Consider the following 26,453-nt stretch of genomic DNA (forward strand, 5'->3'; position numbering starts at 1 on the left):
ACGCTGTTGAGTTCTCAAGGAACGGACGCTTCCTTTGTACTCACCCGAGAGACTCTCTCAGGCTTTCCTCCGGGCGCTTCCCTTCGGTCTTGCGTCTCCGACTCTATCAGATCTTTTCTCGATCCGATTTCCTCGGTGCTTTCCAGGTTCCCGCTCTCGCGTTTCCCTTTCCGGCGATTCCGACTCTATCAGATCCTTTCGGCGTCTGATTCCCAGTCAGAGGGGGTTGTCTTCGCGGCTCTCGGGCCGTTCCGACGAGTGAGACTTTAGCGGATTCCCGGCTCCCGAAGCCAATCGGGGGCTGCGTCCTTTCGAACGCGGATTCCTCATTTCGCGAATACGCATGCCAATGACGCGACGGCAGACGGAACTACTGCTCGCCGAGAAGTTGTTGGTACTTGCGGAATGGTTGCCCGGGGACCGACCGGAGTCGGCGCTCACGTCGGACAACTCGGAGAACACTACGTATCGGGCCGGGGTGTGTCAACCCACGTCCCGTGGCGCCCCTGGAGGCGTACGCTGGGGCTCATGACTTCGCGTACGTGCACCCAACTGTGGTGGGCCGCCTGACGGCGGCCGTACTCACGTATGCGTTCAACGGCCGCCGCCTCGGCGGCCGTTCTCGTATCTCCCTCCGGAACTCCTGAGGGTCGGCCCGCCGGGACGGTGGCCTCGACCAGGAGAAGGAGTGGAGATGACGCGGGTCTTCAGCGGGATCAAGCCGACCGGGCATCTGACGTTGGGGAACTATCTGGGGGCCATGCGGCAGTGGGTCGAGGTCGACCAGCACCGCTCGGACGCGTTGTTCTGTGTCGTCGATCTGCACGCGCTGACCGTGGACCACGATCCGGCGCGGGTGCGTCGGCTGAGCCGGCAGGCGGCGACGCTGCTGCTGGCGACGGGGCTGGATCCACAGTTGTGCACCCTGTTCGTCCAGAGCCATGTCGACGAGCATGCGCGGCTGTCGTATGTGCTGGAGTGTGTGGCCACCGACGGTGAGATGCGGCGGATGATCCAGTACAAGGAGAAGGCCGCGCGGGAGCGGGAGCGTGGCGGGAGTGTTCGGCTTTCGCTGCTGACGTATCCGGTGCTGATGGCGGCGGACATCCTGGCGTACGGGACCGATGAGGTGCCGGTGGGGGACGATCAGACGCAGCACGTCGAGCTGACGCGGGATCTGGCGGTGCGGTTCAACCAGCGGTACGGGCACACGTTCGTGGTGCCGAAGGCGACGCTTCCGGCGGTGGCCGCGCGGGTGATGAATCTGCTGGACCCGGGTTCGAAGATGGGGAAGAGCGATGACTCCGGGCCGGGGATCGTCTATCTGCTCGACGAGCCGGATGTGGTGCGGAAGAAGATCATGCGGGCCGTCACCGACAGCGGGCGGGACGTCGTGTACGACCGGGAGGGGCGGCCGGGGGTCGCGAATCTGCTGGAGATCCTCGCCGCTTGTACGGGTGGGAACCCCGAGGAGCTCGCGGCCGTTCATGAGTCGTACGGCTCTTTGAAGAAGGCCACGGCGGAGGCTGTGGTCGAGGTGCTCAGGCCGGTGCAGGCCCGGCACAAGGAGTTGTGCGCGGATCCCGCGTATGTGGAGGGGGTGCTGCGCGATGGGGCGAACAAGGCACGGGAGATGGCGCGTCCGGTAGTGGACGCCGCCTATCGCGCGATCGGGTTGCTGCCGCCGGTGCCCGAGGCGGCGGCAGTCTCGGGTGGGGTGCTGAACGCGGCTCGGTAGGCGCGTGGGCTGGTGGCGAGGCGCGATGCGAAGTGCTGGCGCATCGTGACCTCGCTGCCGAAGCCGGCGCGGCGAGCGACCTCGGGCATGGGGAGGTCGGTGCGTTCGAGGAGTTTCTGGGCTGCGGCGATGCGCTGGTCGAGGAGCCAGCTGAGGGGGGTGGTGCCGGTGGCGGCTGTGAAGTGGCGGGCGAAGCTGCGGGGGGACATACCCGCGTGAGCCGCCAGGTCGGCGACGGTGAGTGGTTCGTGCAGGTGGCGCAGGGCGTGTTCGCGTACGGCGGCGAGCGTGTCGGCGTCGCGGTCCGCGGGCGTGGTGGGGTGCTCGATGAACTGTGCCTGCGTGCCGGTGCGGAAGGGGGCGGTGACCATCGAGCGGGCGATGGTGGCGGCTGCTTCGGCACCGTGGGAGCGGCGGACCAGGTGGAGGCACAGGTCGATGCCGGCTGCGGTTCCCGCAGCGGTCCAGATGTTGTCGTCCTCGATGAACAGGGCGTCGGGGACGACGGTGACGTGGGGGTGATGGGCGCGTAGGAGGGCGACGAGGTTCCAGTGCGTGATCGCGCGGCGGCCGTCGAGGAGGCCGGCCTGGGCGAGGGTGAAGGCTCCGCCGCAGAGGGCGGCGAGGGGGGTGCCGCGGGCGTGGGCGCGGCGGAGTGCGTCGAGGACGGGGGTGGGTGCGGGCGTGAGGTGGTCGTCGAGGCCGGGGACGACGATCAGGTCGGCGCGGGTGAGCCAGGCCAGGGTGCGGTCGGGGTGGAGGGCGAGTCCGCCGCGCATGGGGATGGGGGTGGTGGTGTCGATGGCGACGCGTCGCAGGTCGAAGGCGGGGGCGTCGCGGTCGGTGCGGTCGGTGCCCCAGACCTCGGTGATGACGGAGACGTCGAAGGCGCGGACGCCGGGGAAGGCGACGAGGGCCACGCGGTACACGTTCTCGTGCTCCATACTTGGCAGTAAACCATCGATCGCTGACTTTTGTACCTCTGGGGATGCGGGTGGTCCGGCGGCACGATCGAGGGCATGGACATCGCAGAGAACGCAGCGCTGGTGGTCGTGGACGTGCAGAAGGGCTTCGAGGAGGTCGACTACTGGGGGGCCAGGAACAACCCGGGGGCCGATGGGAACATCGCGGCGCTCATCGACGTATGGCAGTCGACGGGGCGGCCGGTGGTGTTCGTACGGCACGACTCGACGGGCCCGCGGTCGCCGTTGCGGCCGGGGTATGTGGGGAACGAGTTCAAGGAGTACGTGGAGGAGAGGAGGGGGAAGGGTGCCGGGGCCGAGCTGTTCGTCACGAAGACGGTGAACTCCGCCTTCCTCGGGACGCCGGATCTGGGGGCCTGGCTGACGGCGCAGGGGATCTCGCAGATCGTGGTGGCGGGGATCCAGACGAACATGTGCGCGGAGACGACGGCGCGGATGGGCGGGAACCTCGGGTACGACGTGCTGTTCGCGTACGACGCGACGTACACGTTCGATCTGGAGGGGCCGTTCGGCTGGCGGCGGAGCGCGGAGGAGATCGCGCAGGCGTCGGCGGTGTCCCTGCACGGGGGCGGGTTCGCGCGGGTGGTGACCACGAAGGAGATCGTGGGGGCGGCCGGCGGGTGATCGCCGCACCGCCCCACGCGTCCTCGGAGGGGTCAGTCCTTCTTGCCGGAGGCCAGTTCGCGGCTGCGGTCGCGGGCGGCCTCCAGGGCGGCGATGAGGGCGGCCCGTACGCCGTGGTTCTCGAGTTCGCGGATGGCGTTGATGGTGGTGCCGGCGGGGGAGGTGACGTTCTCGCGGAGCTTGACGGGGTGTTCGCCGCTGTCGCGGAGCATCGTCGCGGCGCCGATCGCGGACTGGACGATGAGGTCGTGGGCCTTGTCGCGGGGCAGGCCGAGGAGGATGCCGGCGTCGGTCATGGCCTCGACCAGGTAGAAGAAGTAGGCCGGGCCCGAGCCGGAGAGCGCGGTGCAGGCGTCCTGCTGGTTCTCGGGGACGCGCAGGGTCTTGCCGACGGCGCCGAAGATCTCCTCGGCGTGGGCGAGGTGGTCGGCGGTGGCGTGGCTGCCGGCGGAGATGACGGACATGGCCTCGTCGACGAGGGCGGGGGTGTTCGTCATGACGCGGACGACCGGCGTGCCGGGGGCGAGGCGCTCCTCGAAGAAGGCGGTCGGGATACCGGCGGCGCCGCTGATGACCAGGCGGTCGGCGGGGACGTGGCCGGCGAGTTCGTCGAGGAGGGTGCCCATGTCCTGCGGCTTGACCGTGAGGATGAGGGTGTCGGCGGTCTTGGCGGCTTCCGCGTTGGTGACCGGGGTGACGCCGTAGCGGGTGCGGAGTTCCTCGGCGCGTTCGGGGCGGCGGGCGGTGACGAGGAGGTCGGCCGGGGGCCAGCCGCCTCGGATCATTCCGCTGAGCAGGGCTTCGCCGATTTTGCCGGTGCCGAGGACTGCGACTTTCTGGGTCATGAGCGGGGCCCTCCGGGGGTTGCGTCGTCCGGTTTCATCCTCGCACCGGTACGGGGTGGTGCGGGTTGCTTGTCCGGTGGGCGGACGTCGGTTCTCTCGCCCCCGCCGCCCCTACCCGTCCCGTCCCTGGGGGCTGCCGCCCCCAGCCCCCGCTTCGGCCCTGAACGGGCCTCGTCCTCAAACGCCGGACGGGCTGTGTGGGTCACGCTGTCCGGCGTCGCAGGGTTGCCGCTCCCAGGATCAGGACCAGGAGTGCGCAGCCGCCGACGATCAGGGCGTCTCGTACGAAGGTGGCTGTCATGTCGGTGTGGTGGAGGACCTCGTTCATGCCGTCGACGGCGTAGGACATGGGGAGGACGTCGGAGAGGGTCTCCAGGGCGGGGTGCATGGTGTCGCGGGGGGCGAAGAGGCCGCAGAGGAGGAGTTGGGGGAAGATCACCGCCGGCATGAACTGGACCGCCTGGAATTCGGAGGCGGCGAAGGCGGAGACGAAGAGGCCGAGCGCCGTGCCGAGCAGGGCGTCGAGGAGGGCCACCAGGAGCAGGAGCCAGGGGCTGCCCGTGACGTCCAGGTCCAGGAACCAGACAGCGAGGGCCGTGGCCAGGGCCGACTGGATGACGGCGAGGGTGCCGAAGGCGAGGGCGTAGCCGGCGATCAGGTCGCCTTTGCCGAGGGGCATGGCGAGGAGGCGTTCGAGGGTGCCCGAGGTGCGTTCGCGCAGGGTGGCGATGGAGGTCACCAGGAACATGGTGATCAGCGGGAAGATCCCGAGCAGGGAGGCGCCGATGCTGTCGAAGGTGCGCGGGCTGCCGTCGAAGACGTAGCGCAGCAGGAACAGCATCAGGCAGGGGATGAGGAGTAGCAGCGCGATCGTGCGGGGGTCGTGGCGGAGCTGGCGCAGGACGCGGGCGGCGGTCGCGGTGGTGCGGGAGGCGTTCAGGCCCCGGGTGGCGGCGGGTGCGGTGGCGGTGGTCATCGGGTCGTCTCCTTCTCACGGGCGGCCTCGGTCGCCTCGTCGACCAGGTGCAGGAAGGCCGCCTCGACCGTGTCGGCGCCGGTGCGGGTGCGCAGGGACTCGGGGGTGCCGTCGGCGAGGATCTCGCCCGCGCGCATCAGCAGCAGACGGTGGCAGCGCTCGGCCTCGTCCATGACGTGGGAGGAGATCAGGAGGGTCGCGCCCCGGGTCTCGGCGATGTGGTGGAAGAGGTTCCACAGGTCGCGGCGCAGGACGGGGTCGAGGCCGACCGTCGGTTCGTCGAGGACCAGGAGTTCCGGGGTGCCCAGGAGGGCGACGGCGAGGGAGACGCGGTTGCGCTGGCCGCCGGAGAGGTTGCCGGCGAGGGCGTCGGCGTGGGTGGTGAGGTCCACGTCGGCGATGGCGCGGGTGACGTTCTCGTGGCGACGGTCGGCCGCGGCGCGGCCGGGGTCGAGGATCGCGGCGAAGTAGTCGAGGTTCTGGCGGATCGTCAGGTCGTCGTAGACCGAGGGGGCCTGGGTGACGTAGCCGATGCGGGTGCGGAGGGAGGGGTGGCCGGCGGGTCGGCCGAGGACGTCGAGGGTGCCGGTGACCTTGGCCTGGGTGCCGACGACCGCGCGCATCAGGGTGGACTTGCCGCATCCGGAGGGGCCGAGCAGGCCGGTGATCTGGCCGCGCGGGACGGTGAAGTCGAGGGAGCGCAGGACCGTGCGCGGGCCGCGGACCACGGTGAGGTCCCGGGCGCTGACGGCGGGGGGTGTGCCGGGCGGGTCCGGGGTGCCGGGCGGCTCGTTCAAGGAATTCATCATGTGATGAATAATTGCGGCGAGAGGTCGGGCCGTCAAGGGGCACGGTCGGGAGGTACGTGCGAGGGGGTATGCGCGAGCGGGGTGTGCGCGGTGGCGCAGGCGCGTGGCGGTGGGATTGGAGGCGGAGGCTCCGCTTCGCGTGCCTCCGTGTTCACGGGTCGCGCACAAGAACCTTTTCCAAGGCCCGTCGTTATAACTGACAATGGAATTCATGCGCGGCGCGGCTTCGGCCGTTTCCGCGCAGGTCAGTCGCCGTGCCCTCCCCCGGCGCGGCGCGCCCCACGCATCTCCCGTTCCCTACCGGAGGTGCTCCCGTGTTGCGCCGTGGTGTCCGTGCTGTCCGTGGTGTCGGCAAGGCCGATCTGTTCGCTTCTCTCGTCGTCTTCCTGGTCGCGCTGCCCCTGTGCGTGGGCGTCGCCATGGCCTCGGGTGTGCCCGCCGAGCTGGGGCTGGTCACCGGAATCGTCGGCGGACTGGTCGCCGGTGTGCTGCCCGGTAGCAGCCTGCAGGTGAGCGGGCCGGCGGCGGGTCTGACCGTGCTCGTCTACGAGGCCGTGCGGGAGTACGGCCTCGAGGCGCTCGGTGTGATCGTCCTCGCGGCCGGGCTGCTGCAGCTCGGGCTGGGCGCGCTCAGGCTCGGACGGTGGTTCCGGGCCGTGTCCGTGGCTGTCGTCCAGGGGATGCTCGCCGGGATCGGGCTGGTGCTGGTCGCCGGGCAGGTGTACGCCCTCGGGGACGCGGCCGCTCCGCCGGGCGGCCTCGGGAAGCTCGCCGGGCTGGTGTCGTTGCCCGGGCGGGTGGATCCGGTGGCGTTGTCAGTGGGGGGTGCCACCATGGTCGTGTTGCTGCTGTGGGGGCGGTGGCGGCGCGGGGCGCGGCTTGTTCCGGCGCCGTTGGTGGCGGTGGCGCTGGCGTCGGCGGTGACCTGGGCATTCGACCTGGAGGTGCGGCGGGTCCAGGTGCAGGGGCTGTGGGATGTCGTACGGGTGCCCGAGGCCGCGGATCTCGGGCGGCTCACGGAAGTGGGGGTGGCCGGGACCGTCGTGGCGTTCGCACTGATCGCGTCGGCGGAGTCGCTGTTCAGCGCGGCCGCGATGGACCGGCTGCATGACGGGAGGAGGACGGACTACGACCGGGAGCTGATGGCGCAGGGCGCGGGGAACGCCGTGTGCGGGGTACTGGGCGCGCTGCCGATGACGGCGGTCATCGTGCGGAGCGCGGCGAACGTGCGGGCCGGGGCGCGGACCAAGGCGTCGCGGGTGCTGCACGGGGTGTGGCTGCTGCTGTTCACGGCCGTCGTGCCGGGGGTGCTGGGGGTCATCCCGGTCGCGGCGCTGGCCGGGCTGCTGGTGCACGCCGGGTGCAAGCTCGTGCCGGTGCGGGAGGTGCGGAAGCTGTGGCACGGGCATCGGGGAGAGGTCCTCGTGCTCGGCGTGACGGCGGTGGCGATCGTCGTGGGGAATCTGTTCGAGGGGGTGCTGGTCGGGCTGGCGCTGGCCGTCGCGAAGACGGCGTGGGAGATCAGCCATGTGCATGTGGAGACCGAGGACCGGGGGGACGCCGGGATCGTCGTGAGGGTGCTGGGCCATGCGACGTTCCTACGGCTGCCGAAGCTGCTGGACGCGTTGGACGCGCTGCCGGCCGACCGGGAGGTGCGGCTGGAGCTGGGCGGACTGCGCCATGTGGACCACGCCTGCGCGGCGGCCCTGGAGGGATGGGCCGCGGCGCGGGAGCGGCGGGCGGAACAGCAGGGGGAAGTGGTGGCCGGCTAGGGGGTGTTGTGAAAGTCCCGTGCGGTGCCCGCGGTGTCCGGTGCGTGCCCTGGGGGTCCCCCCGGCCGAAGGCTGGGGGAGTGCCGGACGAAGGTCCTCGTAGCGGAGCTACTTGGGCCTTTGGCCGGTGCGGCGGTGGGGGTACCTCCCGCTCGAGCGAAGCCGAGAGTGGGGGAGCGTGCCGGGCGCCGTGGGTGCTGTGCGGGACTTTCACAACACCCTAAGGCTGCGTGGGGGCCGTGGCCAGGAGGAGTTCGACGTCGTAGGTCTCCTCGACGGTGCCGTCCGGGAACGTGGTGAGGAGGTGACGGCGTTCCTCGGCGAGGAAGGCGGCCGCGCTCTCCTCGCCGTGGACGAGGAAGACCGAGTGGCTGCTGATGTTGGCCAGATGGAGCTCGAGGGGGACGCGGCGGCTCCAGCGGACCGTGCGGTGGGCGAAGCGGAGCCTGCCGGTCGGATCGGTGCGGGCGGCGCGGCTGCCGTCGCCGTTCGTCGGCACCACCCCGTCGGTGCCGAAGTGCCGCTCCATGCGGTCGGTCTGGGCGTCGATCCACGGCACGTCCACGGCGCTGGTGTTCCACCACAGCGCCAGCGCGCCGCCCGGCCGCAGGACCCGCAGGGCTTCCGGGACCGAGTGTGCCGGGTCGGTCCAGTGCCAGGACTGGGCGTAGGTGAGGAGGTCGAAGGAGGCGGTGGCGAGGGGGAGGTGGTTGCCGTCGCCCCGGACGAGCGGGACGTCGGGGAGGGCGCGGCGGAACTGCGCCGCCATGCCGTCACCGGGTTCGACGGCGACGACGTGGGCGCCGCGGGCGTGCAGGAGGGCGGTGGCTATGCCGGTGCCGGCGCCGATGTCCGCGACGCGGGCGCCGGCGAGGGGGCGGCCGGCGACGGACTCGATCGCGTCGAGGAGGGCGGATGGGTAGGAGGGGCGGTTGGCGGCGTACTGGGCCGCGGCGGAGTTGAAGGAGTGGGCTCGAGCCTGGGTCCGGGGTTCAGGTGAGGCCGTCATACGACCATCGTGACGGGGGTGGGCGGTCAGGCGGTGGGCTTTTCCGCGTGGAGGAGGTAGGAGACACCGTCGGCGGCGGTCAGGGTGAGGGTGTCGGCGGTCGTCTCGGCGCGGAGGGAGCCGGAGCGGGGCGGGAAGCTCTCGGTGAACTCGGGGGCGGCGTCCGGGCTGGGGTAGCAGCCGATCGCGGTGGAGAGGAGGTCGCCGGCGAGAGTCACCGTTCCGGTGCCGATCACGGCATCGCTCTCGAAATGGTTGCAGCCGTCGTGCCCGGTGATCATGCCCTTCGCCGCGTCGAACTCCATCCAGGGGTCGGTGTCGTCGGGGACGGAGTGGGTCTTCCCGTCCACGGAGACACTGTCGAGTTTCCAGACGACACCGACGAGAGGGGCGGGGCTCGACCCCGGCTCGGAGGGAGCGGACCTCGGGGCGGATGCCGTGGCGCAGCCCGAGGCGAGGACGGCGGTGAGGAGGGCGGTGGCGACGATGGCGTATGTCCGGCTGATGCGTTTCATGACACGGGGACGCGAGGAGCCGGTGGAACGTTCAGCCCCGGCGGCGCTTCTTCGAAGGGTTGCCCGTGCGGCGGGAGACGCGCTTGTCGTGCTGCTTCAGCGCCGCCTCGTACTCCTCGCGGTGCAGCTTCTCTCCGGGAGCCTCGGTGAGGGCGCGGAAGAAGTAGGCGACGAGGGAGCCGACGAAGCCGATGGCCAGCAGGCCGCGGAGGGACGCCTGGCGGTCGGGGTCGGGGCGCTTGCCGAAGCCGTCCCAGGTGTGGCGGAAGGCGAGCGCACTGCAGATCGCGAACATGATCACGACCAGCAGGGTCACGAAGCTGCCGATGTCGGCGATCGCCAGGCCCTGGTAGGCGAAGCGCAGGACCAGACAGGAGACGACGGTGGCGGCGAACGCCCCGACGGCCACGGCGACGCGGCGGGCGGTGTAGCCGTCGGCGTGGTCCACCCAGGTGGTGCCGAAGAAGCGCAAAGGCTCGGGGCGCGGGCCGGTGGACATGGCCGGCCGGCCGGTGGGGGTGCCCTGTGTGTCGGGGGTGCCCTCGGTGTCCCGGGAGCCCGCCGGGGTGTCCGGGGTGCCGTTTTCGTCGCTCACGGGACGATTATGGCGCCGGCCTCCGGCGGGCCTCCGGGTGGGTTGCCCGGCGGTCAGGAGCAGCGCGAGGCGACGTAGCCGTCGCTGCCGGTGCGGACGTAGGCGTCGGAGACGTACTCTCCGCTGCCGATGTTGTCCCAGATGTTCGACGTGCCGTACGGGCCGCTGATCGAGGTGCCCGGGGTCTGGCAGTAGATCGGGACCTTGGACCCCTCGGGCAGGACGCGCACGACGCTGTAGCCCGTACCCGGGCCGCTGCGGACGTTCAGCCGGACGCCCGGGGCGACCGGGTAGTACGTGACGGCCGCCACGGCCGCGGCGACGGCCTCCGACGCGGCGCTGCTCCCGGCCTCTTCGACGCGGTCAACAGACATGAAAAACCTCCCCCGTTGGTCCCCATGAGTGCCATGGGGTCACGTTCATTCCCCTAAAACACGCCATGAAACACATGTACGTGATTCGCACACGGAGGCTAGCAAGCCGCCTCTGTCCCGTCGAAGTCATCGACTAGGCTCCGTGCGTCGCGCGCGCGGAGAACACGGGGGTGGTCCATGACGCCACAGCGCAACACCGGGGCGGGCGCGGAAGCGGAACTTCCGGAGTACGCCGGTCACTACCGGCTGGAGTCGCGTCTCGGTTCGGGTGGCATGGGCGTGGTCCACCTCGCCCGGAGCACGTCCGGGATGAAGGTCGCGGTGAAGGTCGTCCACGCCGAGTTCGCGCGGGATCCCGAGTTCCGGGGGCGTTTTCGGCAGGAGGTAGCGGCCGCGCGGAGGGTCAGCGGTGCGTTCACCGCGCCCGTCGTGGACGCCGACCCGGAGGCCGAACGGCCCTGGATGGCCACGCTGTTCATTCCCGGCTCGACGCTCGCCGAGCAGGTGAAGCGGAGCGGGCCGCTGAGTTCGGGCGAGTTGCGGCGGCTGATGGCCGGGCTCGCGGAGGCGCTGCGCGACATCCACCGGGTGGGGGTCGTGCACCGGGATCTGAAGCCCAGCAACGTCCTGCTCGCGGAGGACGGGCCGAAAGTCATCGACTTCGGGATCTCCCGGCCGAAGGACAGCGAACTGCGGACCGAGACCGGCAAGTTGATCGGGACGCCGCCGTTCATGGCGCCGGAGCAGTTCCGGCGGCCGCGGGAGGTCGGGCCGGCCGCCGACATCTTCGCGCTGGGCTCGGTGATGGTGCACGCGGCGACGGGCCGCGGGCCGTTCGACTCCGACAGCCCCTACGTCGTCGCCTACCAGGTCGTGCACGACGAGCCGGACCTGACCGGCGTACCGGAGAACCTCGCGCCGCTGGTGGTGCGCTGTCTCGCCAAGGAGCCCGAGGACCGGCCGACGCCGGACGAGCTCATGCGGGAACTGCGGTCGGTGGCGGCCTCGTACGACACGCAGACGTTCATACCGGAGCCGCGGGCGGAGGCTGGCGAGGGGCGTGGTTCCGCCGCTTCGGCCCAGCCCGCCAAGCCCTCCGTGGCGGCCGGGAAGCCCGCTCAGCGGTCCGAGCAGCCCGAGGTGCCCGAGCGGCCTCGGCGCAAGCCGCGGGGGCGGCGGGTGGCCGTGGCGGCGGGGACGCTGGGGCTCCTCGTCGGCGGGGCGTTCGCGGCGGCGCAGTTGCCGGGCGACGCGCCGGGGCCGGGGGTGACGAACCCCCGGACCACGACGGCCGCGTTCGACGCGTGGGAGGCCGGTTCGGTGTCCGGCGAGCAGAGCGTCCCGCAGTGTTCGTACGGGGCCGGAAAGCTGCTCTGCGCCCAGTCCGGGGTGGTCTTCGCGCTCGACCCGTCCGACGGGGACCTGGTGTGGAAGCACTCCGTGGCCGAGGGGCTGCCCGGCGGGCCGCCGGTGCTGGCGGGGGAACTCGTCCAGCCTTCGTCGGAGCAGGGCCGGAAGCTGGCGGCGCTCGACCCGGGCACCGGGAAGGTGAGCTGGCGGCGGGACACGCCCGCGCACACCGGGCTGCACACGGCGGGCGGCACCCTCCTGTTCAGCGCCACCGACGGGACCGTCACCGCCGTGGACGGGGCGTCGGGCCGGACGACGTGGAGACACGGGTTCTCCGCCGTCCAGGGTGTGCCGTACTTCGAGTCCTTCCCAGGGGATCCGCTGGCCTACGCGACGACCGCCACGGACTCCGGGACGACCCAGGTCACCGCGGTGGACCCGGACTCGGGGAAGGTGAGCTGGCACGCGCGGCTGCAGGGCACGCTGCGGGCGGTCGGCAGCCACGACGGGACGGTGTTCTTCCTCTCCACCGACCTCGCGTCCGGGGACGCCGACGCCGTGGTGCGCTACGACCCCGCCTCCCGGTCGACGCGCCGGGTGGCGCTGCCCCTGCCGCGGTCGGCGCCCACGGCCGGTGTGCACGGCGACGTCGTCTACCTGATGTCCACCGGCGGAGCGCTGGAGGCGATCGACACGGCGGCCGGGAAGCGGCTGTGGAGCCTGGAGACGGCCGTGTACCACGGTTCGGATCCGGTGTACGCCGACGGGCACGTGTACGTCACCGCGGCGGACGGGCGGCTGCTCGGCGTGGACGCCCGCACGGGCCGGCTCCTCGGGCAGACGAAGCCGCGCCTCGGCACGAACTCCGACCGGGTGACGAGCACGCTGCCGCGTCCGGTGCCGGTCGACGGCCGGGTCTACGCCGGCGCGCCCGACGGAACCGTGTTCGGCGTGGACGGGCGGGATCCGGCGGACTGGTAGGACGCGAAGGGGCCGCCCCCGGAGGAGGCGGCCCCTTTGTGCACAGGGTGTGGATCGACCGGGGCGGGTTGTGGATCCGCCCGGCCGGGGGGGTCAGCCCAGCTTGGACACGTCCCGCACCGCGCCCTTGTCGGCGCTCGTCGCCATGGCGGCGTAGGCCCGCAGGGCGGCGGAGACCTTGCGCTCGCGGTTCGACGGGACGTACGTCCCGTTCAACGACTGCTCACGGCGCGCGAGTTCCGCGTCGTCGACGAGCAACTCGATCGAGCGGTTCGGGATGTCGATGCGGATGCGGTCGCCGTCCTGGACGAGGGCGATCGTGCCGCCGGAGGCCGCCTCGGGGGACGCGTGGCCGATGGACAGGCCGGAGGTGCCGCCGGAGAAGCGGCCGTCGGTGATCAGCGCGCAGGTCTTGCCCAGGCCGCGGCCCTTGAGGAAGGACGTCGGGTAGAGCATCTCCTGCATGCCGGGGCCGCCCTTGGGGCCCTCGTAGCGGATGACGACGACGTCACCGTGGGTGACCTGCTTGTTGAGGATCTTCTCGACGGCCTCCTCCTGCGACTCGCAGACGACCGCCGGGCCCTCGAAGGTCCAGATCGACTCGTCGACGCCGGCCGTCTTGACCACACAGCCGTCGACGGCGAGGTTGCCGCGCAGGACCGCGAGGCCGCCGTCCTTGGAGTAGGCGTGCTCGGCGGAGCGGATGCAGCCGCCCTCGGCGTCGTCGTCGAGGGCCTCCCAGCGCTCGGACTGGGAGAAGGCCTCGGCGGAGCGGACGCAGCCCGGCGCCGCGTGCCACAGCTCCACGGCCTCGGCGGACGGGGAGCCGCCGCGGACGTCCCAGGTCTTCAGCCAGTCCGCCAGGGACGGGCTGTGGACGGAGTTGACGTCCTCGTTGAGCAGGCCGGCGCGGTGCAGCTCGCCGAGGAGGGCGGGGATGCCGCCGGCGCGGTGCACGTCCTCCATGTAGTACGTGCGGTTCTTGGCGACGTTGGGCGCCACCTTCGCCAGGCAGGGGACGCGACGCGAGACCGCGTCGATCTCCTCCAGGCCGAACGGGACGCCCGCCTCCTGGGCGGCCGCCAGCAGGTGCAGGATCGTGTTCGTGGAGCCGCCCATCGCGATGTCCAGCGCCATGGCGTTCTCGAACGCGGCGAAGGTCGCGATGTTGAGCGGCAGGACCGTCTCGTCGTCCTGCTCGTAGTAGCGGCGGGTGATGTCCATGACCGTGCGCGCGGCGTCGACGTACAGCTGCTTGCGCGCGGTGTGGGTGGCCAGGACCGAGCCGTTGCCGGGGAGGGAGAGGCCGATGGCCTCGGTCAGGCAGTTCATCGAGTTGGCGGTGAACATGCCGGAACAGGAGCCGCAGGTCGGACAGGCGTTCTCCTCGATGCGGAGGATGTCCTCGTCCGAGATCTTGTCGTTCACGGCGTCGGAGATCGCGTCGACCAGGTCGAGCGTGCGGACCGTGCCGTCGACGAGCGTGGCACGGCCGGACTCCATGGGGCCGCCGGAGACGAAGACCGTCGGGATGTTCAGCCGCAGGGCGGCCATGAGCATGCCCGGGGTGATCTTGTCGCAGTTGGAGATGCAGACCAGGGCGTCGGCGCAGTGCGCCTCGACCATGTACTCGACCGAGTCGGCGATCAGGTCGCGCGAGGGCAGGGAGTACAGCATGCCGCCGTGGCCCATGGCGATGCCGTCGTCGACGGCGATCGTGTTGAACTCGCGCGGGATGCCGCCGGCCTCGGTGATCGCCTCGCTGACGATCCGGCCGACCGGCTGGAGATGCGTGTGACCGGGCACGAACTCGGTGAAGCTGTTGGCCACCGCGATGATCGGCTTCCGGCCGATGTCCGCACCGGGTACACCGGAGGCGCGCATAAGGGCGCGGGCGCCCGCCATGTTGCGGCCGTGGGTGACTGTGCGGGACCTCAGCTCGGGCATCGTCGCTCGCTCCTTGAGACTGCTAGGGCTGCTATCAGACAGACAGGGCTGCTATTGAGCGTACGCCGGTCATCCAGGGGGCGGGACGAGGTGTCCGGAATGCGGGATGCGTGTCTCGCCGCACCGGCGCTTCAGGGGGTCGTGAGGTGGCCCTGTACGACCGGTGCCACGCGCGCGATGATCTGCTCGACGTCCGCCGACGCCAGCGGCTCCACCTTGATCACGTACCGCAGCATCGCGCACCCGACCAGCTGCGCCGCCGCCAGCTCGGCGCGCAGTTCGGCGTCCGGCAGGTCGACCTGGGCGGCGATCCGGCGCAGCAGCTGGGAGGCGACCAGGCGCCGGAAGACGGCGGCCGCGGTCTCGTTGTTCACGGCCGAGCGCAGGATCGCGAGCAGGGGCGTACGGGTGGCGGGGTTCTCCCAGACGCCGAAGACGAAGCGGGCCATCCGCTCCCCCACGCTGTCCAGCGGGCCCTCGGCGATCGCCTCCGGTGCGGTGAGCGCGGGCGCGACGGCGACCTCGACGGCCGCCTCGAAGACCTGTTCCTTGGTGCCGAAGTAGTGGTGGACGAGCGCCGAGTCGACCCCGGCCGCCTTCGCGATGCCCCGCACGGACGTCTTGTCGTAGCCCCGCTGCGAGAACTCCTCCCGGGCGGCGGCCAGGATCCGGTCGCGGGTGTCGGCCGCTTCGGTACGAGGGGGGCGGCCGCGCCTGCGGGCGGTCTCGCCGGTGTCGGCCGCTTCCGTACGCGGGGGGCGGCCGCGGCGCCCGGGGGTCCCGTCGGCGTCGGTCACGGGCGGGGCACCTTCAGCGCCGAGGCCAGGTGGAGCCGGGTGAAGGCCAGGGCCTCCGCCAGGTCGGCCTCACGCTCGGCACCGGACATGGCACGCCGTGTGTTGACCTCGATGACGACATGGCCGTCGAAGCCGCTCAGCGCGAGCCGCTCCAGCAGCTCGGCGCAGGGCTGGGAGCCGCGGCCGGGGACGAGGTGCTCGTCCTTGGCCGAACCGTTTCCGTCGGCGAGGTGGACGTGGCCGAGGCGGTCCCCCATGCGGTCGACCATCTGCAGCGCGTCCGTGCGGGCGGTGGAGGCGTGGCTGAGGTCGATCGTGAAGTGCCGGTAGTCGTCCTTCGTGACGTCCCAGTCGGGGGCGTACGCGAGCATCTCGCGGTCGCGGTAGCGCCACGGGTACATGTTCTCGACGGCGAAGCGTACGTCCGTCTCGTTGGCCATCCGCCAGATCCCCTGGACGAAGTCCCGCGCGTACTGGCGCTGCCAGCGGAACGGCGGGTGGACGACGACGGTGGTCGCACCGAGTTTCTCCGCCGCGGCGCGCGCCCGCTGCAGTTTCACCCAGGGGTCGGTGGACCAGACCCGCTGGGTGATGAGCAGACAGGGGGCGTGCACGGCCAGGATCGGGATGCCGTGGTAGTCGCTCAGCCTGCGCAGGGCTTCTATGTCCTGGCTGACGGGGTCGTTCCAGACCATGACCTCGACGCCGTCGTAGCCGAGGCGCGCGGCGATCTCGAAGGCCGTCGCCGTCGACTCCGGGTACACGGACGCCGTCGACAGGGCGACCTTCGCATCCGGGATCCGTACGACTGGCTCTGCCATGGGGGACAGATTACGGGGTGCGGCGTTGTGGGGGCCGGGCGCCCGATAGCCGTTGTGGTGTTCGCCATAGGCGGGTGCGGCGCCGTAGTGGTGTTCGCCATGGGCGGGTGCGGCGCCGTCGTGGTCGTTCACGCCCCGCGGCGGAGCCGCATATCGGGCACGGCCCCGCCCCCCCTAGGCCGGCTGTTCCGATCCCATGTGATCCAGGCGCCGCAGGATGACGCCTTCCCGGAGCGCCCACGGGCAGATCTCCACGCACTCCACGCCGAACAGGTCCATCGCGCCCTCCGCCACCAGGGCGCCCGCCAGGAGCTGGTTCGCCCGGCCTTCCGAGACGCCGGGGAGTTCCGAGCGCTGGGCGTACGTCATGCCCGCCAGGCGGGGCACCCAGGCCTCCAGGGACTCGCGCTTGAGTTCGCGCTGGACGTAGAGGCCCTCGGTGGAGCGGGCGGCGCCGGCGATGCGGGCGAGCTGCCGGAAGGTCTTGGAGGTGGCGACGACGTGGTCGGGGGCGCCGAAGCGGCTGAACTCGCCGACCGTCCGGGCGATCTGCGCGCGGACATGGCGGCGCAGGGACCTTATGTCCTCGGCGTCGGGCGGGTCGCCGGGCAGCCAGCCCGCGGTGAGGCGGCCGGCGCCGAGCGGCAGGGAGGCGGCCGCGTCGGGCTCCTCGTCGATGCCGTAGGCGATCTCCAGGGAGCCGCCGCCGATGTCCAGGACCAGCAGCTTCCCCGCCGACCAGCCGAACCAGCGTCGGGCGGCGAGGAAGGTGAGCCGGGCCTCCTCGGCGCCGGTGAGGACCTGGAGCTCGACGCCGGTCTCGGCCTGCACGCGCGCGAGGACGTCGTCGGCGTTGGTGGCCTCGCGCACGGCGGAGGTCGCGAACGGCAGCAGGTCCTCGACGCCCTTGTCCTCGGCGGCCTGGAGGGCCTCGTGGACGACGGCGATCAGTTTGTCGACGCCCTCGGGGCCGATCGCCCCGGCCGGGTCGAGGAGTTGGGCCAGGCGCAGTTCCGCCTTGTGCGAGTGCGCGGGCAGCGGGCGCGCGCCGGGGTGTGCATCCACCACCAGCAGATGCACCGTGTTCGATCCCACGTCGAGGACACCGAGTCTCATGTAGGGAACGCTACTGCCAGTGAGGCCGTGGGCCGTCCCCGAAGCGGTCTCCGGCGACTTACCCTGGACGGGTGCCAAAGACGAACAAGGCGAAGACCGACAAATCAACGGGCGGTTCTTCGCGGGCGAAGCCGGTGACGGCGTCCATGAAGTCGAAGAAGGCCCTGGCAGCGGATGAGAAGGGCCTCGACTTCGCGCGCGCTTGGGTGGAGTTCCCGGATCCGGCGGACGACGAGCAGGTCTTCCGGTGCGATCTGACATGGCTGACCTCTCGCTGGAACTGCATCTTCGGCAGCGGTTGCCAGGGCATCCAGGCGGGCCGCGCGGACGACGGGTGCTGCACGCTGGGTGCCCACTTCTCCGACGAGGACGACGAGAAGCGGGTCGCCGAGCATGTGGCGAGGCTCACGCCCGACATCTGGCAGCACCATGACGAGGGCCTGCGCGGCGGCTGGGTCTCGGAGGACGAGGACGGCGACCGCCAGACCCGCCCGTTCAACGGCTCGTGCATCTTCCAGAACCGTCCCGGCTTCGCCGGCGGCGCGGGCTGCTCGCTGCACATCCTGGCGCTGAAGGAGGGCCGCGAGCCCCTGGAGACCAAGCCGGACGTCTGCTGGCAGCTGCCGGTGCGGCGGACGTACGACTGGATCGACCGGCCCGACGACACGCGCGTGCTGCAGGTGTCGATCGGCGAGTACGACCGCCGCGGCTGGGGTCCGGGCGGCCACGACCTGCACTGGTGGTGCACGTCGGCGACCTCGGCGCACGGCGCGGGCGAGCCGGTGTACGTGTCCTACCGGGCGGAGCTGACCGAGCTGATGGGCAAGGCCGGCTACGACCGTCTCGTCGAGCTGTGCGAGGAACGTCTGGCCTCGCAGCTTCCGTTGCTGGCACCGCATCCGGCGGATCCCGTCGCCTGAGTCGCCCCGAGCCCGAGGGGCAAACGTTGCCTGCTGGGGCACTAGGAGCCGCCGGCCGGGCCCGGGTCGCCGTCGTCCTCCGGCGGCGGTGTCGAGCCCTCGGGGGCGGACGGGGAGCCGCTGGGCGTGGGCTGCGGGTCGGTCGAGGGCGGCGGATTCGTCGGGGTGGGGTCCGGGGAGGGCGGAACAGGAGGATCCGGGTCCGGATCGGAGGACGGCGGGGGCGGATCGGTGGGTCTGCCCGGGCCGGTACCGGGTCCGGTGCCCTCGCCCGTGCCGGTGCCCGGGCCGGCCGCGGTGCCGTAGCCGTCGATGGAGACCACGGTGCCCGCCGGGGCGACGGCGACGCGCGCGTGCCAGTGGCCGGACGGTTCGCGCAGCTGGTCGACGTGCACCTTGACGGTCATCGACTCGCCGGGCCGCAGGGTGCCGGTGGAGCGGCTCAGGTAGAGCCAGGAGGCTCCGGTGGAGGCGGACCAGCGGACGGGTCCGTCGGCGTCCCGGTCGGCGGTCAGGGTGATGAGGGTGGTGTCGCCGCTGGTGGTGGCGGTGACGGTGAGGAGGCCGGCGGTCTTCGTGCCGAGCCCCGAGACGCTGACGACCTCCACGGAGACGTCCGGCCTGGGGCCCTTGCCGAAGCCGGTGCCGGGTCTGGTGCTGGCGTTTCCCGCGTTCTCGTAGCCGTTCGCCGCCTCGCCGTCCAGGCTTCCGGGGTCCTGCGCCTCGCTGGCGCTGGCGGAGCGGCCGTCGGCGCCGTCCGCGGTGGGGGTGCCCCGGTAGGCCGCCCACAGGGCGAGCACGGGGGCCGCCACGACGGTGGCGACGACCGTGGTCGTGACGGCACGCGCGCGTAGGCGGTCGCGGCGGGCCGCGTGGTCCTTGGGGTCCATCGGGAAGCCGCGCCGGTCGAAGCGCGGTACGGCGGCGCCCCGCGCGCGCGGGAGGTGCGTCATGGCGACGTGCAGGGCGGCGCGGGGCGCTTCCAGGACGGGCAGCTCGGCGGGGGTGACCCCGGCGCCGGGCCAGCGGCCGGGGGCGGCGCGCTCGGCGGCCCTGCGGCAGCGGGGACAGTCGTCGACGTGCCGGACGAGTTCGCGGCGCAGGGTGGCGCTGAGGACCAGCTGGTGGTCGCCGGTGAGACGGGCCACACCGGGGCAGCCGCCGGTCTCCACGACGGCGAGGGCCGCGCGGGTGCGCTCGACCTCGCAGGCGGCCGAGGCGAGCAGCTCGCGGGCGGTGGCGTGGTCCATGCCGAGCACGGCGGCGACCTCGTGGGCGGCGAGGTGGTGGCGTACGGCGAGTTCGAGCGCCTCGCGCTGCTCCGGCGTGGTGCCGGCGGCCTCCGGCCAGGCCAGCAGGGCGAGTTCGCGCCGCCGCTGCTCCTGGAGGCCGTCGGGGGCGGAGGGGCTCTCGCCCGGCTGTGCGCCGGAGTCGGTGCCGGACCGCCGATGGGTGCCGGGCTGCCGGTGGGCCGCGGTGCGCCCCGCCGCGTGGGTGCCCTGACGTTTCTGCTTGGCCTCGGCCAGCTTGCGCAGGCACGCCCAGCGGGCCAGCGCGTACAGCCAGGCCCTGCGCTCCCCGGCGGCGTCCGGGATGCGCTGCCCGCGCCGCTCGGCGAGGGCGAGGACGTCCCCGAGAGCGGCGGTGGCCGCGTCGTGGTCGCACAGCGCGGACAGGCAGTAGGTGAACAGTCCGTCCAGATACGGCTCGTAGCGCGCGGGCGGCCGTTGGGCGAGCGTGCGCCCCGCGGCGCGGTCGCGCGCCTCCCGGTGCGCCCGGTGTGCGCCGGTCGTGCGGGTCGAGATTTCCGGGCTGCTGCTCATCACCCGTGCGACCGTAGGCGGCCCGGAACGGGCTCTTCTTGTCCCTTGAGTCCTTTTAATCCGTACGGGTGAAACGATCCCTCAATAGGGGACAGGAACGGGGGGTTCCGTGGCTCGTTCGTGACGGGCGGTGGCCGGATCACAGGGGGTGTCCGGATTCTCCCCAGCTGTCCCGCGGGCCGATCACGCCGGTTGTCCACAGGCCCACCCGGCTGTCGGTGGCGGCGGTTACGGTTTCCCCATGGCTGCCCGTACCAAGACCACCAAGGACCGCCCGTCCTACCGCTGCACGGAATGCGGCTGGCAGACGGCCAAGTGGCTCGGCCGCTGCCCCGAGTGTCAGGCCTGGGGCACGGTCGAGGAGTACGGCGCGCCCGCGGTCCGTACGACGACGCCGGGGCGCGTCACCACCTCCGCCGTGCCCATCGGCCAGGTCGACGGCCGACAGGCCACGGCCCGCACCACCGGTGTGCCCGAGCTGGACCGCGTCCTCGGCGGCGGTCTGGTCCCCGGCGCGGTCGTGCTGCTCGCGGGCGAGCCCGGCGTCGGCAAGTCGACCCTGCTGCTGGACGTGGCGGCCAAGTCGGCGAGTGACGAACACCGCACGCTGTATGTGACGGGCGAGGAGTCGGCGAGCCAGGTCCGGCTGCGCGCCGACCGGATCGGCGCCATCGACGACCATCTCTATCTGGCGGCCGAGACCGATCTGGCCGCCGTCCTCGGACACTTGGACGCGGTGAAGCCGTCGTTGCTGATCCTCGACTCGGTGCAGACGGTGGCCTCCCCCGAGATCGACGGGGCGCCGGGCGGCATGGCCCAGGTGCGCGAGGTCGCCGGGGCCCTGATCCGCGCCTCCAAGGAGCGCGGCATGTCCACCCTGCTGGTGGGCCATGTCACCAAGGACGGCGCGATCGCCGGCCCCCGCCTCCTGGAGCACCTGGTGGACGTCGTCCTGCACTTCGAGGGCGACCGGCACGCGCGCCTGCGCCTGGTGCGCGGTGTGAAGAACCGCTACGGCGCCACGGACGAGGTCGGCTGCTTCGAACTGCACGACGAGGGCATTGTCGGACTTGCCGACCCAAGCGGACTTTTCCTGACCCGTCGTGACGAACCGGTTCCCGGTACCTGTCTGACGGTCACCCTGGAGGGCCGCCGCCCCCTGGTCGCCGAAGTCCAGGCCCTCACCGTCGACTCGCAGATCCCCTCGCCCCGCCGCACCACCTCCGGCCTGGAGACGTCCCGTGTGTCGATGATGCTCGCGGTACTGGAGCAGCGCGGCCGCATCAGCGCGCTCGGCAAGCGGGACATCTACTCGGCGACGGTCGGCGGTGTGAAGCTCTCGGAGCCCGCGGCGGACCTGGCGATCGCCCTCGCGCTCGCCTCCGCCGCGAGTGACACCCCCCTGCCGCAGAACCTCGTCGCGATCGGCGAGGTGGGTCTCGCGGGCGAGGTCAGACGGGTCACGGGCGTCCAGCGCAGGCTTGCCGAGGCCCACCGTCTGGGCTTCACGCACGCGCTCGTACCGGGCGATCCCGGCAAGATCCCGCCCGGTATGAAGGTCCTCGAAGTCGCGGACATGGGGGACGCGCTGCGGGTCCTGCCGCGGTCCCGTCGCCGAGAGGCCCCACGGGAGGCGGAGGACCGCCGGTAGACTTTGCCCTGGTCTCGCCCGTCCGTACGAACAGAGTGCGCGAAACGGGAGCGCCTCAGAACCTGCGACCGGAGGAGTGCAGTGGCAGCCAACGACCGGGCAGCAGCTCCCGGAAAGTCCGGTGGGAGTTCCGGTGCCGAGGGCCTGATGCGCGCCGCGCTGAGCGCGGTGGCTCCGGGCACGGCCCTGCGTGACGGCCTCGAGCGGGTTCTCCGTGGCAACACCGGCGGGCTCATCGTGCTCGGCTCCGACAAGACCGTCGAGACGATGTGCACGGGCGGTTTCGACCTGGACGTCGAGTTCACGGCCACGCGACTGCGGGAGCTGTGCAAGCTCGACGGCGGCATCGTGGTCTCCTCCGACCTGTCGAAGATCCTGCGCGCCGGCGTCCAGCTGGTGCCGGACCCCACGATCCCCACGGAGGAGACGGGCACCCGGCACCGCACGGCGGACCGGGTCTCCAAGCAGGTCGGCTTCCCGGTCGTCTCGGTCTCCCAGTCGATGCGCCTGATCGCCCTGTACGTCGACGGCCAGCGTCGCGTGCTGGAGGACTCCGCCGCGATCCTGTCCCGCGCCAACCAGGCCCTGGCGACCCTGGAGCGCTACAAGCTCCGTCTGGACGAGGTCGCGGGAACGTTGTCAGCGCTGGAGATCGAGGACCTCGTGACGGTCCGGGACGTCTCCGCGGTGGCGCAACGCCTGGAGATGGTCCGCCGCATCGCCACCGAAATCGCCGAATACGTGGTCGAACTGGGCACGGACGGCCGACTGCTGGCCCTCCAGCTCGACGAGTTGATCGCGGGCCTCGAGCCCGAGCGCGAGCTGGTGGTCCGGGACTACGTCCCCGAGCCGACCGCCAAGCGCTCCCGCACGGTCGACGAGGCGCTGTCCGAGCTGGACGCGCTCTCCCACGCCGAGCTCCTAGAACTGTCCACGGTGGCCCGGGCGTTGGGCTACACCGGCTCTCCCGAGGCGCTCGACTCGGCGGTCTCCCCGCGCGGCTTCCGTCTGCTGGCCAAGGTTCCCCGGCTGCCCGGTGCCATCATCGACCGCCTGGTGGAGCACTTCGGCGGCCTCCAGAAGCTCCTCGCCGCCAGCGTCGACGACCTCCAGACGGTGGACGGCGTGGGCGAGGCGAGGGCGCGAAGCGTCCGCGAGGGGCTGTCGCGACTGGCGGAGTCGTCGATCCTGGAGCGGTACGTCTGACTCGGTGGCCCGCGGCTACGCGCAGCGCAGCTAGTCGGCAGACAGCACGAACGACGTCTGTGCCTTCGCGAACCCCGGCGCCTTCGCCTCCACCAGATAGGTCCCCGCGGCGGCCGACCCCGCCGGAGGCGTCGCGCACTCGGGAGCACTCGGCTTGCGGTCCCACTTCACGGTGTACGTGAAGCCACCCCCGGCCGGCACCCGGTACAGCAGACTGCCGGACACCTTGGGGCAGTCGGCGGACGACCAGTAGTCGTCGTCACTGCTCGCCTGAGTGATCGTCAACACCGCGGTCTTCGGCCCGAGGTCGACCTTGCAGTCGCTGCCGGAGGAGTTCTTCGCGATGAGCTGGAAGGTGGGCGTCTCGTCGGGCGAGTAGCTGTTGCGGACGCTGCGCAGGCTCAACTTGACCACGCTGGCGGTGCAGTTGGGCAGCGTGGTGCCGGCCGGGAGCGTCGTACTCGATCCACTGCCGTTGGCCCCGTCGTCGGTGCCGCCGCTGCCCGCGTCGGAGCCGGAGCCGCCGGAGCCCGAGCCGCCGTCCCCCGAACCCGTGTCCGAGCCGGATCCGGACCCGGAGTCCGAGCCGCTGGTGGCGCTCTCGCTCGACTCGTCACGCCCGCCCGGGGCTTGACTGATCGCGGGCCCCGAACCGGAGGGCCCCGGCGTGATCGAGGACGCGGGATTCTTGCCGCTGGACCCCTTGGCTCCGTTGTCGCCGCCACCCCCGCCCGAGGTGACGATCCACGTGATGAGCAGCGCCAACAGGGCGATCACGGACAGCAGTACGACCCTCCGACGCCAGTAGATGGAGGAGGGAAGCGGCCCGATCGGATTGCGCAGAGATCCCACGGCGCAAACTGTACGAGAGATCGCCGCGTTCGCTGGCCCCACCCGCCGCCCGGAGTACAACTTTTCCGGATCATCATCCCGGACCCCGCACCCCGGTCCCCGGCTCAACTGCCCGCACCCGTCCCTCCCGTTTGCAGGGGCGTGCCTTGCACCTCTGGCCATGAGCGGGGGGCGCACGCCCACGGCCTCGCTCCTGGGCCGGACCCCGGACGAGTGGCGGTACGCACGTGTGCCCCATCCCGCATGGCAGGATCGGAAGGGCCATGACTGCGCCCACGAAGCCCCCGCACAGCAGCCCCGCCGACGCCGAGCCCGGCGCGGACCTGCACTTCCCTGTCATCGACTGGTTCGAGGAGAACGCCCGCGACCTGCCCTGGCGGCACGCCGAGGCCGGCGCGTGGGGCGTGATGGTCAGCGAGTTCATGCTCCAGCAGACGCCGGTCAGCCGCGTCCTGCCGGTCTACGAGCAGTGGCTCGCCCGCTGGCCGCGCCCCGCCGACCTGGCCGCTGAGGCACCCGGCGAGGCCGTGCGCGCATGGGGGCGGCTCGGCTACCCGCGCCGTGCCCTGCGGCTGCACGGAGCGGCGGTGGCCATAACGGAACGGCACGGCGGCGACGTACCGTCGGACCACGCGCAGCTGCTGGCACTGCCCGGCATCGGCGAGTACACGGCCGCGGCCGTCGCCTCCTTCGCGTACGGCCAGCGGCACGCCGTACTGGACACCAACGTGCGCCGGGTCCTCGCCCGGGCCGTCACGGGGGTGCAGTACCCGCCGAACGCCACCACGGCCGCCGAGCGCAAGCTGGCGCGCGCCCTGCTGCCCGAGGACGAGGGGACGGCCGCCCGCTGGGCCGCCGCGTCCATGGAGCTCGGCGCGCTCGTGTGCACGGCCAAGAACGAGACCTGTGTGCGCTGCCCGATCGCCGCGCGGTGCGCCTGGCGGCTCGCGGGCAAACCGGAGCACGACGGCCCGCCGCGCCGTGGGCAGACGTACGCCGGCACGGACCGGCAGGTGCGCGGCAAGCTGCTCGCCGTGCTGCGGGAGGCGCACGCGCCCGTGCCGCAGGCGGCGCTGGACCGCGTGTGGCACGAACCGGTGCAGCGCGCGCGTGCCCTGGACGGCCTCGTCGCGGACGGACTGGTGGAGCCGCTGCCGGACGGGCTGTACCGCCTGCCGCTGACCTGACGCACGGTCACTTCACAGACAACGGGCTTCCTCACAGCCGAAGCCCAGCCTTTGTCACGCCCACCGGCCGGGCAAATCGGCATATAGACGCAGACTTCGGCGTGCCTCTTTACCCAGAACCTATTTCCGTTACACAACCGACGGACAGCCGAGGGCTGGCCGCAGGCTGCTCCGCACAGCCCCGTGACAACACCTCCGTAGCTTCTTTTGCGTGCCCACCGAGGGCACGGGGGCGACAGACCTCAGGCAGGAAACCGGCGGACGACCGCGAGCCGGAACGGGGAAAACGGAGGGGATGACCATGGGCGAGGTGCTCGAGTTCGAGGAGTACGTCCGCACCCGGCAGGACGCGCTGCTGCGCAGCGCCCGCCGGCTGGTCCCGGACCCGGTCGACGCGCAGGACCTGCTGCAGACGGCCCTGGCGCGGACGTACGGCCGCTGGGAGGGCATCGCGGACAAGCGGCTCGCGGACGCCTATCTGCGTCGGGTCATGATCAACACCCGGACCGAGTGGTGGCGGGCCCGCAAGCTGGAGGAAGTCCCCACCGAGCAGCTCCCGGACGCCTGCATCGACGACTCCACCGAACAGCACGCGGACCGCGCCCTGCTGATGGACGCCATGAAGGTGCTCGCTCCGAAACAGCGCAGTGTCGTGGTGCTGCGACACTGGGAGCAGATGTCCACGGAGGAGACGGCCGCCGCCCTCGGTATGTCCGCGGGAACGGTCAAGAGCACGCTGCACCGGGCGCTCGCCCGGCTCCGCGAGGAGCTGGAAGCCCGCGATCTGGACGCACGCGCGCTGGAGCGTGAGGAGCGGGAGCGTTGCGCGGCGGCCTGACCGAGGCCGGGCCGACACCGGCCCAGGCAGGGCCCACACCGGCCCGAGGCACCTTCCAGGCGGCGATCACGGCGGTGACCGTGCTCGCCGCCCTCGCCCTTTTCGTGTCCGCGTGCGCCACCGGCGGCACCGGCACCCGTGACGAGGGTCCCGCGCACGCCGACGGCGTGGGCGGCGGTACGACGGTGTCGCCCTCGGTCGCGCCCTCCGGCACCCCCTCCCAGACGGACGCGATCCAGCTCGTCATGAACGACCCCGCGGTCTCGGCGGAGGTCAAGAGCGAGCTGAAGCCGTGCGTCGGCGACGAGTACCCGGTCGACGTCTCCTACGGCGATCTGACCGGCGGCCCCACCACGGACATCGTCGTGAACGTGCTGACCTGCGGAGACGCGGTCGGTGTCGGCTCGTATGTGTACCGGGAGCAGGACGACCGGTACGAGAACGTGTTCAAGGCCGAGGAGCCCCCGGTCTACGCGGAGATAGACCGCGGCGATCTGGTGGTGACCAAGCAGGTGTACGCGAAGGGCGACTCCGTCTCCGATCCGTCCGGCGAGAACGTGATCACCTACCGCTGGACCACCGCGGATCGCTTCATCAAGCAGTTCAGCATCCACAACGACTACAGCAGCGTGGGCGGGGACGTGACGGCGGTGCCGAAGAGCGGCTGACCTGGCCGGGAGAGGATGTCCTGCGCGGAAGTCGCGGCCGGCCGGAAAAAACTTCC

The 26,453-nt window shown here is 71.8% G+C and carries 24 protein-coding genes; 10 read left to right on the forward strand and 14 right to left on the reverse strand.

Annotated features, from left to right (window positions below):
* Positions 1-694: 694 nt before the first annotated feature.
* Positions 695-1,738 carry a tryptophan--tRNA ligase gene (gene trpS, locus ACIRF9_RS44185; RefSeq protein WP_403834781.1) on the forward strand — a complete coding sequence of 348 codons (1,044 nt, stop codon included), beginning with the start codon at positions 695-697 and terminating at the stop codon, positions 1,736-1,738.
* On the opposite strand, the gene ACIRF9_RS44190 is transcribed toward trpS, so the two are convergent.
* Positions 1,660-2,682, reverse strand: coding sequence for a GlxA family transcriptional regulator (locus ACIRF9_RS44190; RefSeq protein WP_403834784.1), 1,023 nt, complete (start codon positions 2,680-2,682; stop codon positions 1,660-1,662). The genes trpS and ACIRF9_RS44190 overlap by 79 nt on opposite strands.
* Before the next feature lie 75 nt (positions 2,683-2,757).
* Here ACIRF9_RS44190 and ACIRF9_RS44195 point away from each other — a divergent pair, with 75 nt between their 5' ends.
* Positions 2,758-3,345, forward strand: a complete 588-nt coding sequence (locus ACIRF9_RS44195; protein WP_403834787.1) for a cysteine hydrolase family protein — start codon at positions 2,758-2,760, stop codon at positions 3,343-3,345.
* Between the two features lie 32 nt (positions 3,346-3,377).
* Here the strand turns inward: ACIRF9_RS44195 and proC are convergent, their stop codons facing one another.
* The 3 genes from proC to ACIRF9_RS44210 all read right to left on the reverse strand — a co-directional run bounded on the left by proC (position 3,378) and on the right by ACIRF9_RS44210 (position 5,975).
* The gene (gene proC, locus ACIRF9_RS44200; protein WP_403834790.1) at positions 3,378-4,190 is read right to left on the reverse strand and encodes a pyrroline-5-carboxylate reductase; all 813 of its coding nucleotides are present in this window, start codon (positions 4,188-4,190) and stop codon (positions 3,378-3,380) included.
* Positions 4,191-4,392: 202 nt separating this feature from the next.
* Positions 4,393-5,166, reverse strand: a complete 774-nt coding sequence (locus ACIRF9_RS44205) for an ABC transporter permease (protein WP_403834792.1) — start codon at positions 5,164-5,166, stop codon at positions 4,393-4,395.
* On the reverse strand, positions 5,163-5,975 hold the full coding sequence (locus ACIRF9_RS44210; RefSeq protein ID WP_403834795.1) for an ABC transporter ATP-binding protein: 813 nt from the start codon (positions 5,973-5,975) through the stop codon (positions 5,163-5,165). Before ACIRF9_RS44210 ends, ACIRF9_RS44205 begins: the two co-directional genes overlap by 4 nt.
* Positions 5,976-6,289: 314 nt before the next feature.
* Here ACIRF9_RS44210 and ACIRF9_RS44215 point away from each other — a divergent pair, with 314 nt between their 5' ends.
* On the forward strand, positions 6,290-7,747 hold the full coding sequence (locus ACIRF9_RS44215) for a SulP family inorganic anion transporter (RefSeq protein WP_403834797.1): 1,458 nt from the start codon (positions 6,290-6,292) through the stop codon (positions 7,745-7,747).
* A gap of 220 nt (positions 7,748-7,967) precedes the next feature.
* Here the strand turns inward: ACIRF9_RS44215 and ACIRF9_RS44220 are convergent, their stop codons facing one another.
* From ACIRF9_RS44220 to ACIRF9_RS44235, 4 genes are read right to left on the reverse strand one after another with little or no spacing between them, the layout of a single operon-like run.
* On the reverse strand, positions 7,968-8,756 hold the full coding sequence (locus tag ACIRF9_RS44220) for a class I SAM-dependent methyltransferase (protein ID WP_403834800.1): 789 nt from the start codon (positions 8,754-8,756) through the stop codon (positions 7,968-7,970).
* A gap of 26 nt (positions 8,757-8,782) precedes the next feature.
* Positions 8,783-9,271 (reverse strand): META domain-containing protein, encoded by a 489-nt coding sequence (locus ACIRF9_RS44225; RefSeq protein WP_403834803.1) that lies wholly within the window; start codon positions 9,269-9,271, stop codon positions 8,783-8,785.
* A 31-nt stretch (positions 9,272-9,302) separates the two neighbouring features.
* Positions 9,303-9,866 carry an EamA/RhaT family transporter gene (locus ACIRF9_RS44230; protein ID WP_403834806.1) on the reverse strand — a complete coding sequence of 188 codons (564 nt, stop codon included), beginning with the start codon at positions 9,864-9,866 and terminating at the stop codon, positions 9,303-9,305.
* A 53-nt stretch (positions 9,867-9,919) separates the two neighbouring features.
* Positions 9,920-10,240, reverse strand: coding sequence for an SH3 domain-containing protein (locus ACIRF9_RS44235; RefSeq protein WP_403834809.1), 321 nt, complete (start codon positions 10,238-10,240; stop codon positions 9,920-9,922).
* A 177-nt stretch (positions 10,241-10,417) separates the two neighbouring features.
* Here ACIRF9_RS44235 and ACIRF9_RS44240 point away from each other — a divergent pair, with 177 nt between their 5' ends.
* Positions 10,418-12,571 (forward strand): serine/threonine-protein kinase, encoded by a 2,154-nt coding sequence (locus ACIRF9_RS44240; RefSeq protein ID WP_403834812.1) that lies wholly within the window; start codon positions 10,418-10,420, stop codon positions 12,569-12,571.
* Between the two features lie 93 nt (positions 12,572-12,664).
* Here ACIRF9_RS44240 and ilvD read toward each other — a convergent pair whose 3' ends face one another.
* The 4 genes from ilvD to ACIRF9_RS44260 all read right to left on the reverse strand — a co-directional run bounded on the left by ilvD (position 12,665) and on the right by ACIRF9_RS44260 (position 17,252).
* The gene (gene ilvD, locus ACIRF9_RS44245) at positions 12,665-14,518 is read right to left on the reverse strand and encodes a dihydroxy-acid dehydratase (RefSeq protein ID WP_403834815.1); all 1,854 of its coding nucleotides are present in this window, start codon (positions 14,516-14,518) and stop codon (positions 12,665-12,667) included.
* 131 nt (positions 14,519-14,649) lie between these two features.
* Positions 14,650-15,315, reverse strand: coding sequence for a TetR family transcriptional regulator (locus ACIRF9_RS44250; protein ID WP_403834818.1), 666 nt, complete (start codon positions 15,313-15,315; stop codon positions 14,650-14,652).
* The gene (locus ACIRF9_RS44255) at positions 15,312-16,136 is read right to left on the reverse strand and encodes a sugar phosphate isomerase/epimerase family protein (protein WP_403834821.1); all 825 of its coding nucleotides are present in this window, start codon (positions 16,134-16,136) and stop codon (positions 15,312-15,314) included. The genes ACIRF9_RS44250 and ACIRF9_RS44255 overlap by 4 nt, the downstream gene beginning before the upstream one ends.
* Before the next feature lie 174 nt (positions 16,137-16,310).
* Positions 16,311-17,252, reverse strand: a complete 942-nt coding sequence (locus tag ACIRF9_RS44260) for a Ppx/GppA family phosphatase (RefSeq protein WP_403834824.1) — start codon at positions 17,250-17,252, stop codon at positions 16,311-16,313.
* 71 nt (positions 17,253-17,323) lie between these two features.
* Between ACIRF9_RS44260 and ACIRF9_RS44265 the strand changes: the two genes are divergently transcribed.
* Entirely contained in the window at positions 17,324-18,172 is an 849-nt protein-coding gene (locus ACIRF9_RS44265) for a hypothetical protein (RefSeq protein WP_403834827.1), read from the forward strand.
* A 41-nt stretch (positions 18,173-18,213) separates the two neighbouring features.
* Here the strand turns inward: ACIRF9_RS44265 and ACIRF9_RS44270 are convergent, their stop codons facing one another.
* Positions 18,214-19,998 (reverse strand): hypothetical protein, encoded by a 1,785-nt coding sequence (locus ACIRF9_RS44270; RefSeq protein ID WP_403834830.1) that lies wholly within the window; start codon positions 19,996-19,998, stop codon positions 18,214-18,216.
* Between the two features lie 238 nt (positions 19,999-20,236).
* Here ACIRF9_RS44270 and radA point away from each other — a divergent pair, with 238 nt between their 5' ends.
* Entirely contained in the window at positions 20,237-21,646 is a 1,410-nt protein-coding gene (radA, locus tag ACIRF9_RS44275) for a DNA repair protein RadA (RefSeq protein WP_403834833.1), read from the forward strand.
* Positions 21,647-21,727: 81 nt separating this feature from the next.
* On the forward strand, positions 21,728-22,852 hold the full coding sequence (disA, locus tag ACIRF9_RS44280; protein ID WP_399094961.1) for a DNA integrity scanning diadenylate cyclase DisA: 1,125 nt from the start codon (positions 21,728-21,730) through the stop codon (positions 22,850-22,852).
* 30 nt (positions 22,853-22,882) lie between these two features.
* Here the strand turns inward: disA and ACIRF9_RS44285 are convergent, their stop codons facing one another.
* The gene (locus ACIRF9_RS44285; protein WP_403834836.1) at positions 22,883-23,704 is read right to left on the reverse strand and encodes a hypothetical protein; all 822 of its coding nucleotides are present in this window, start codon (positions 23,702-23,704) and stop codon (positions 22,883-22,885) included.
* 263 nt (positions 23,705-23,967) lie between these two features.
* Here ACIRF9_RS44285 and ACIRF9_RS44290 point away from each other — a divergent pair, with 263 nt between their 5' ends.
* From ACIRF9_RS44290 to ACIRF9_RS44300, 3 genes are all read left to right on the forward strand, one after another.
* Positions 23,968-24,891, forward strand: coding sequence for an A/G-specific adenine glycosylase (locus ACIRF9_RS44290; protein ID WP_403834837.1), 924 nt, complete (start codon positions 23,968-23,970; stop codon positions 24,889-24,891).
* Positions 24,892-25,186: 295 nt separating this feature from the next.
* Positions 25,187-25,729, forward strand: a complete 543-nt coding sequence (locus ACIRF9_RS44295) for a SigE family RNA polymerase sigma factor (protein ID WP_403834840.1) — start codon at positions 25,187-25,189, stop codon at positions 25,727-25,729.
* Positions 25,714-26,397: a hypothetical protein gene (locus ACIRF9_RS44300; protein WP_403834842.1), complete on the forward strand. Its 684-nt coding sequence runs from the start codon at positions 25,714-25,716 to the stop codon at positions 26,395-26,397. Before ACIRF9_RS44295 ends, ACIRF9_RS44300 begins: the two co-directional genes overlap by 16 nt.
* The last annotated feature ends 56 nt before the right edge of the window (positions 26,398-26,453 follow it).

The organism is Streptomyces sp. NPDC096132 (assembly GCF_044763345.1).
GTDB lineage: Bacteria > Actinomycetota > Actinomycetes > Streptomycetales > Streptomycetaceae > Streptomyces.

Bases quoted from the DNA above. Each gene is read 5' to 3' on its own strand.
- trpS (WP_403834781.1), top strand. From the start codon at position 695: ATGACGCGGGTCTTCAGCGGGATCAAGCCGACCGGGCATCTGACGTTG.
- ACIRF9_RS44190 (WP_403834784.1), bottom strand. From the start codon at position 2,682: ATGGAGCACGAGAACGTGTACCGCGTGGCCCTCGTCGCCTTCCCCGGC.
- ACIRF9_RS44195 (WP_403834787.1), top strand. From the start codon at position 2,758: ATGGACATCGCAGAGAACGCAGCGCTGGTGGTCGTGGACGTGCAGAAG.
- proC (WP_403834790.1), bottom strand. From the start codon at position 4,190: ATGACCCAGAAAGTCGCAGTCCTCGGCACCGGCAAAATCGGCGAAGCC.
- ACIRF9_RS44205 (WP_403834792.1), bottom strand. From the start codon at position 5,166: ATGACCACCGCCACCGCACCCGCCGCCACCCGGGGCCTGAACGCCTCC.
- ACIRF9_RS44210 (WP_403834795.1), bottom strand. From the start codon at position 5,975: ATGATGAATTCCTTGAACGAGCCGCCCGGCACCCCGGACCCGCCCGGC.
- ACIRF9_RS44220 (WP_403834800.1), bottom strand. From the start codon at position 8,756: ATGACGGCCTCACCTGAACCCCGGACCCAGGCTCGAGCCCACTCCTTC.
- ACIRF9_RS44225 (WP_403834803.1), bottom strand. From the start codon at position 9,271: ATGAAACGCATCAGCCGGACATACGCCATCGTCGCCACCGCCCTCCTC.
- ACIRF9_RS44235 (WP_403834809.1), bottom strand. From the start codon at position 10,240: ATGTCTGTTGACCGCGTCGAAGAGGCCGGGAGCAGCGCCGCGTCGGAG.
- ACIRF9_RS44240 (WP_403834812.1), top strand. From the start codon at position 10,418: ATGACGCCACAGCGCAACACCGGGGCGGGCGCGGAAGCGGAACTTCCG.
- ilvD (WP_403834815.1), bottom strand. From the start codon at position 14,518: ATGCCCGAGCTGAGGTCCCGCACAGTCACCCACGGCCGCAACATGGCG.
- ACIRF9_RS44255 (WP_403834821.1), bottom strand. From the start codon at position 16,136: ATGGCAGAGCCAGTCGTACGGATCCCGGATGCGAAGGTCGCCCTGTCG.
- ACIRF9_RS44260 (WP_403834824.1), bottom strand. From the start codon at position 17,252: ATGAGACTCGGTGTCCTCGACGTGGGATCGAACACGGTGCATCTGCTG.
- radA (WP_403834833.1), top strand. From the start codon at position 20,237: ATGGCTGCCCGTACCAAGACCACCAAGGACCGCCCGTCCTACCGCTGC.
- ACIRF9_RS44290 (WP_403834837.1), top strand. From the start codon at position 23,968: ATGACTGCGCCCACGAAGCCCCCGCACAGCAGCCCCGCCGACGCCGAG.
- ACIRF9_RS44295 (WP_403834840.1), top strand. From the start codon at position 25,187: ATGACCATGGGCGAGGTGCTCGAGTTCGAGGAGTACGTCCGCACCCGG.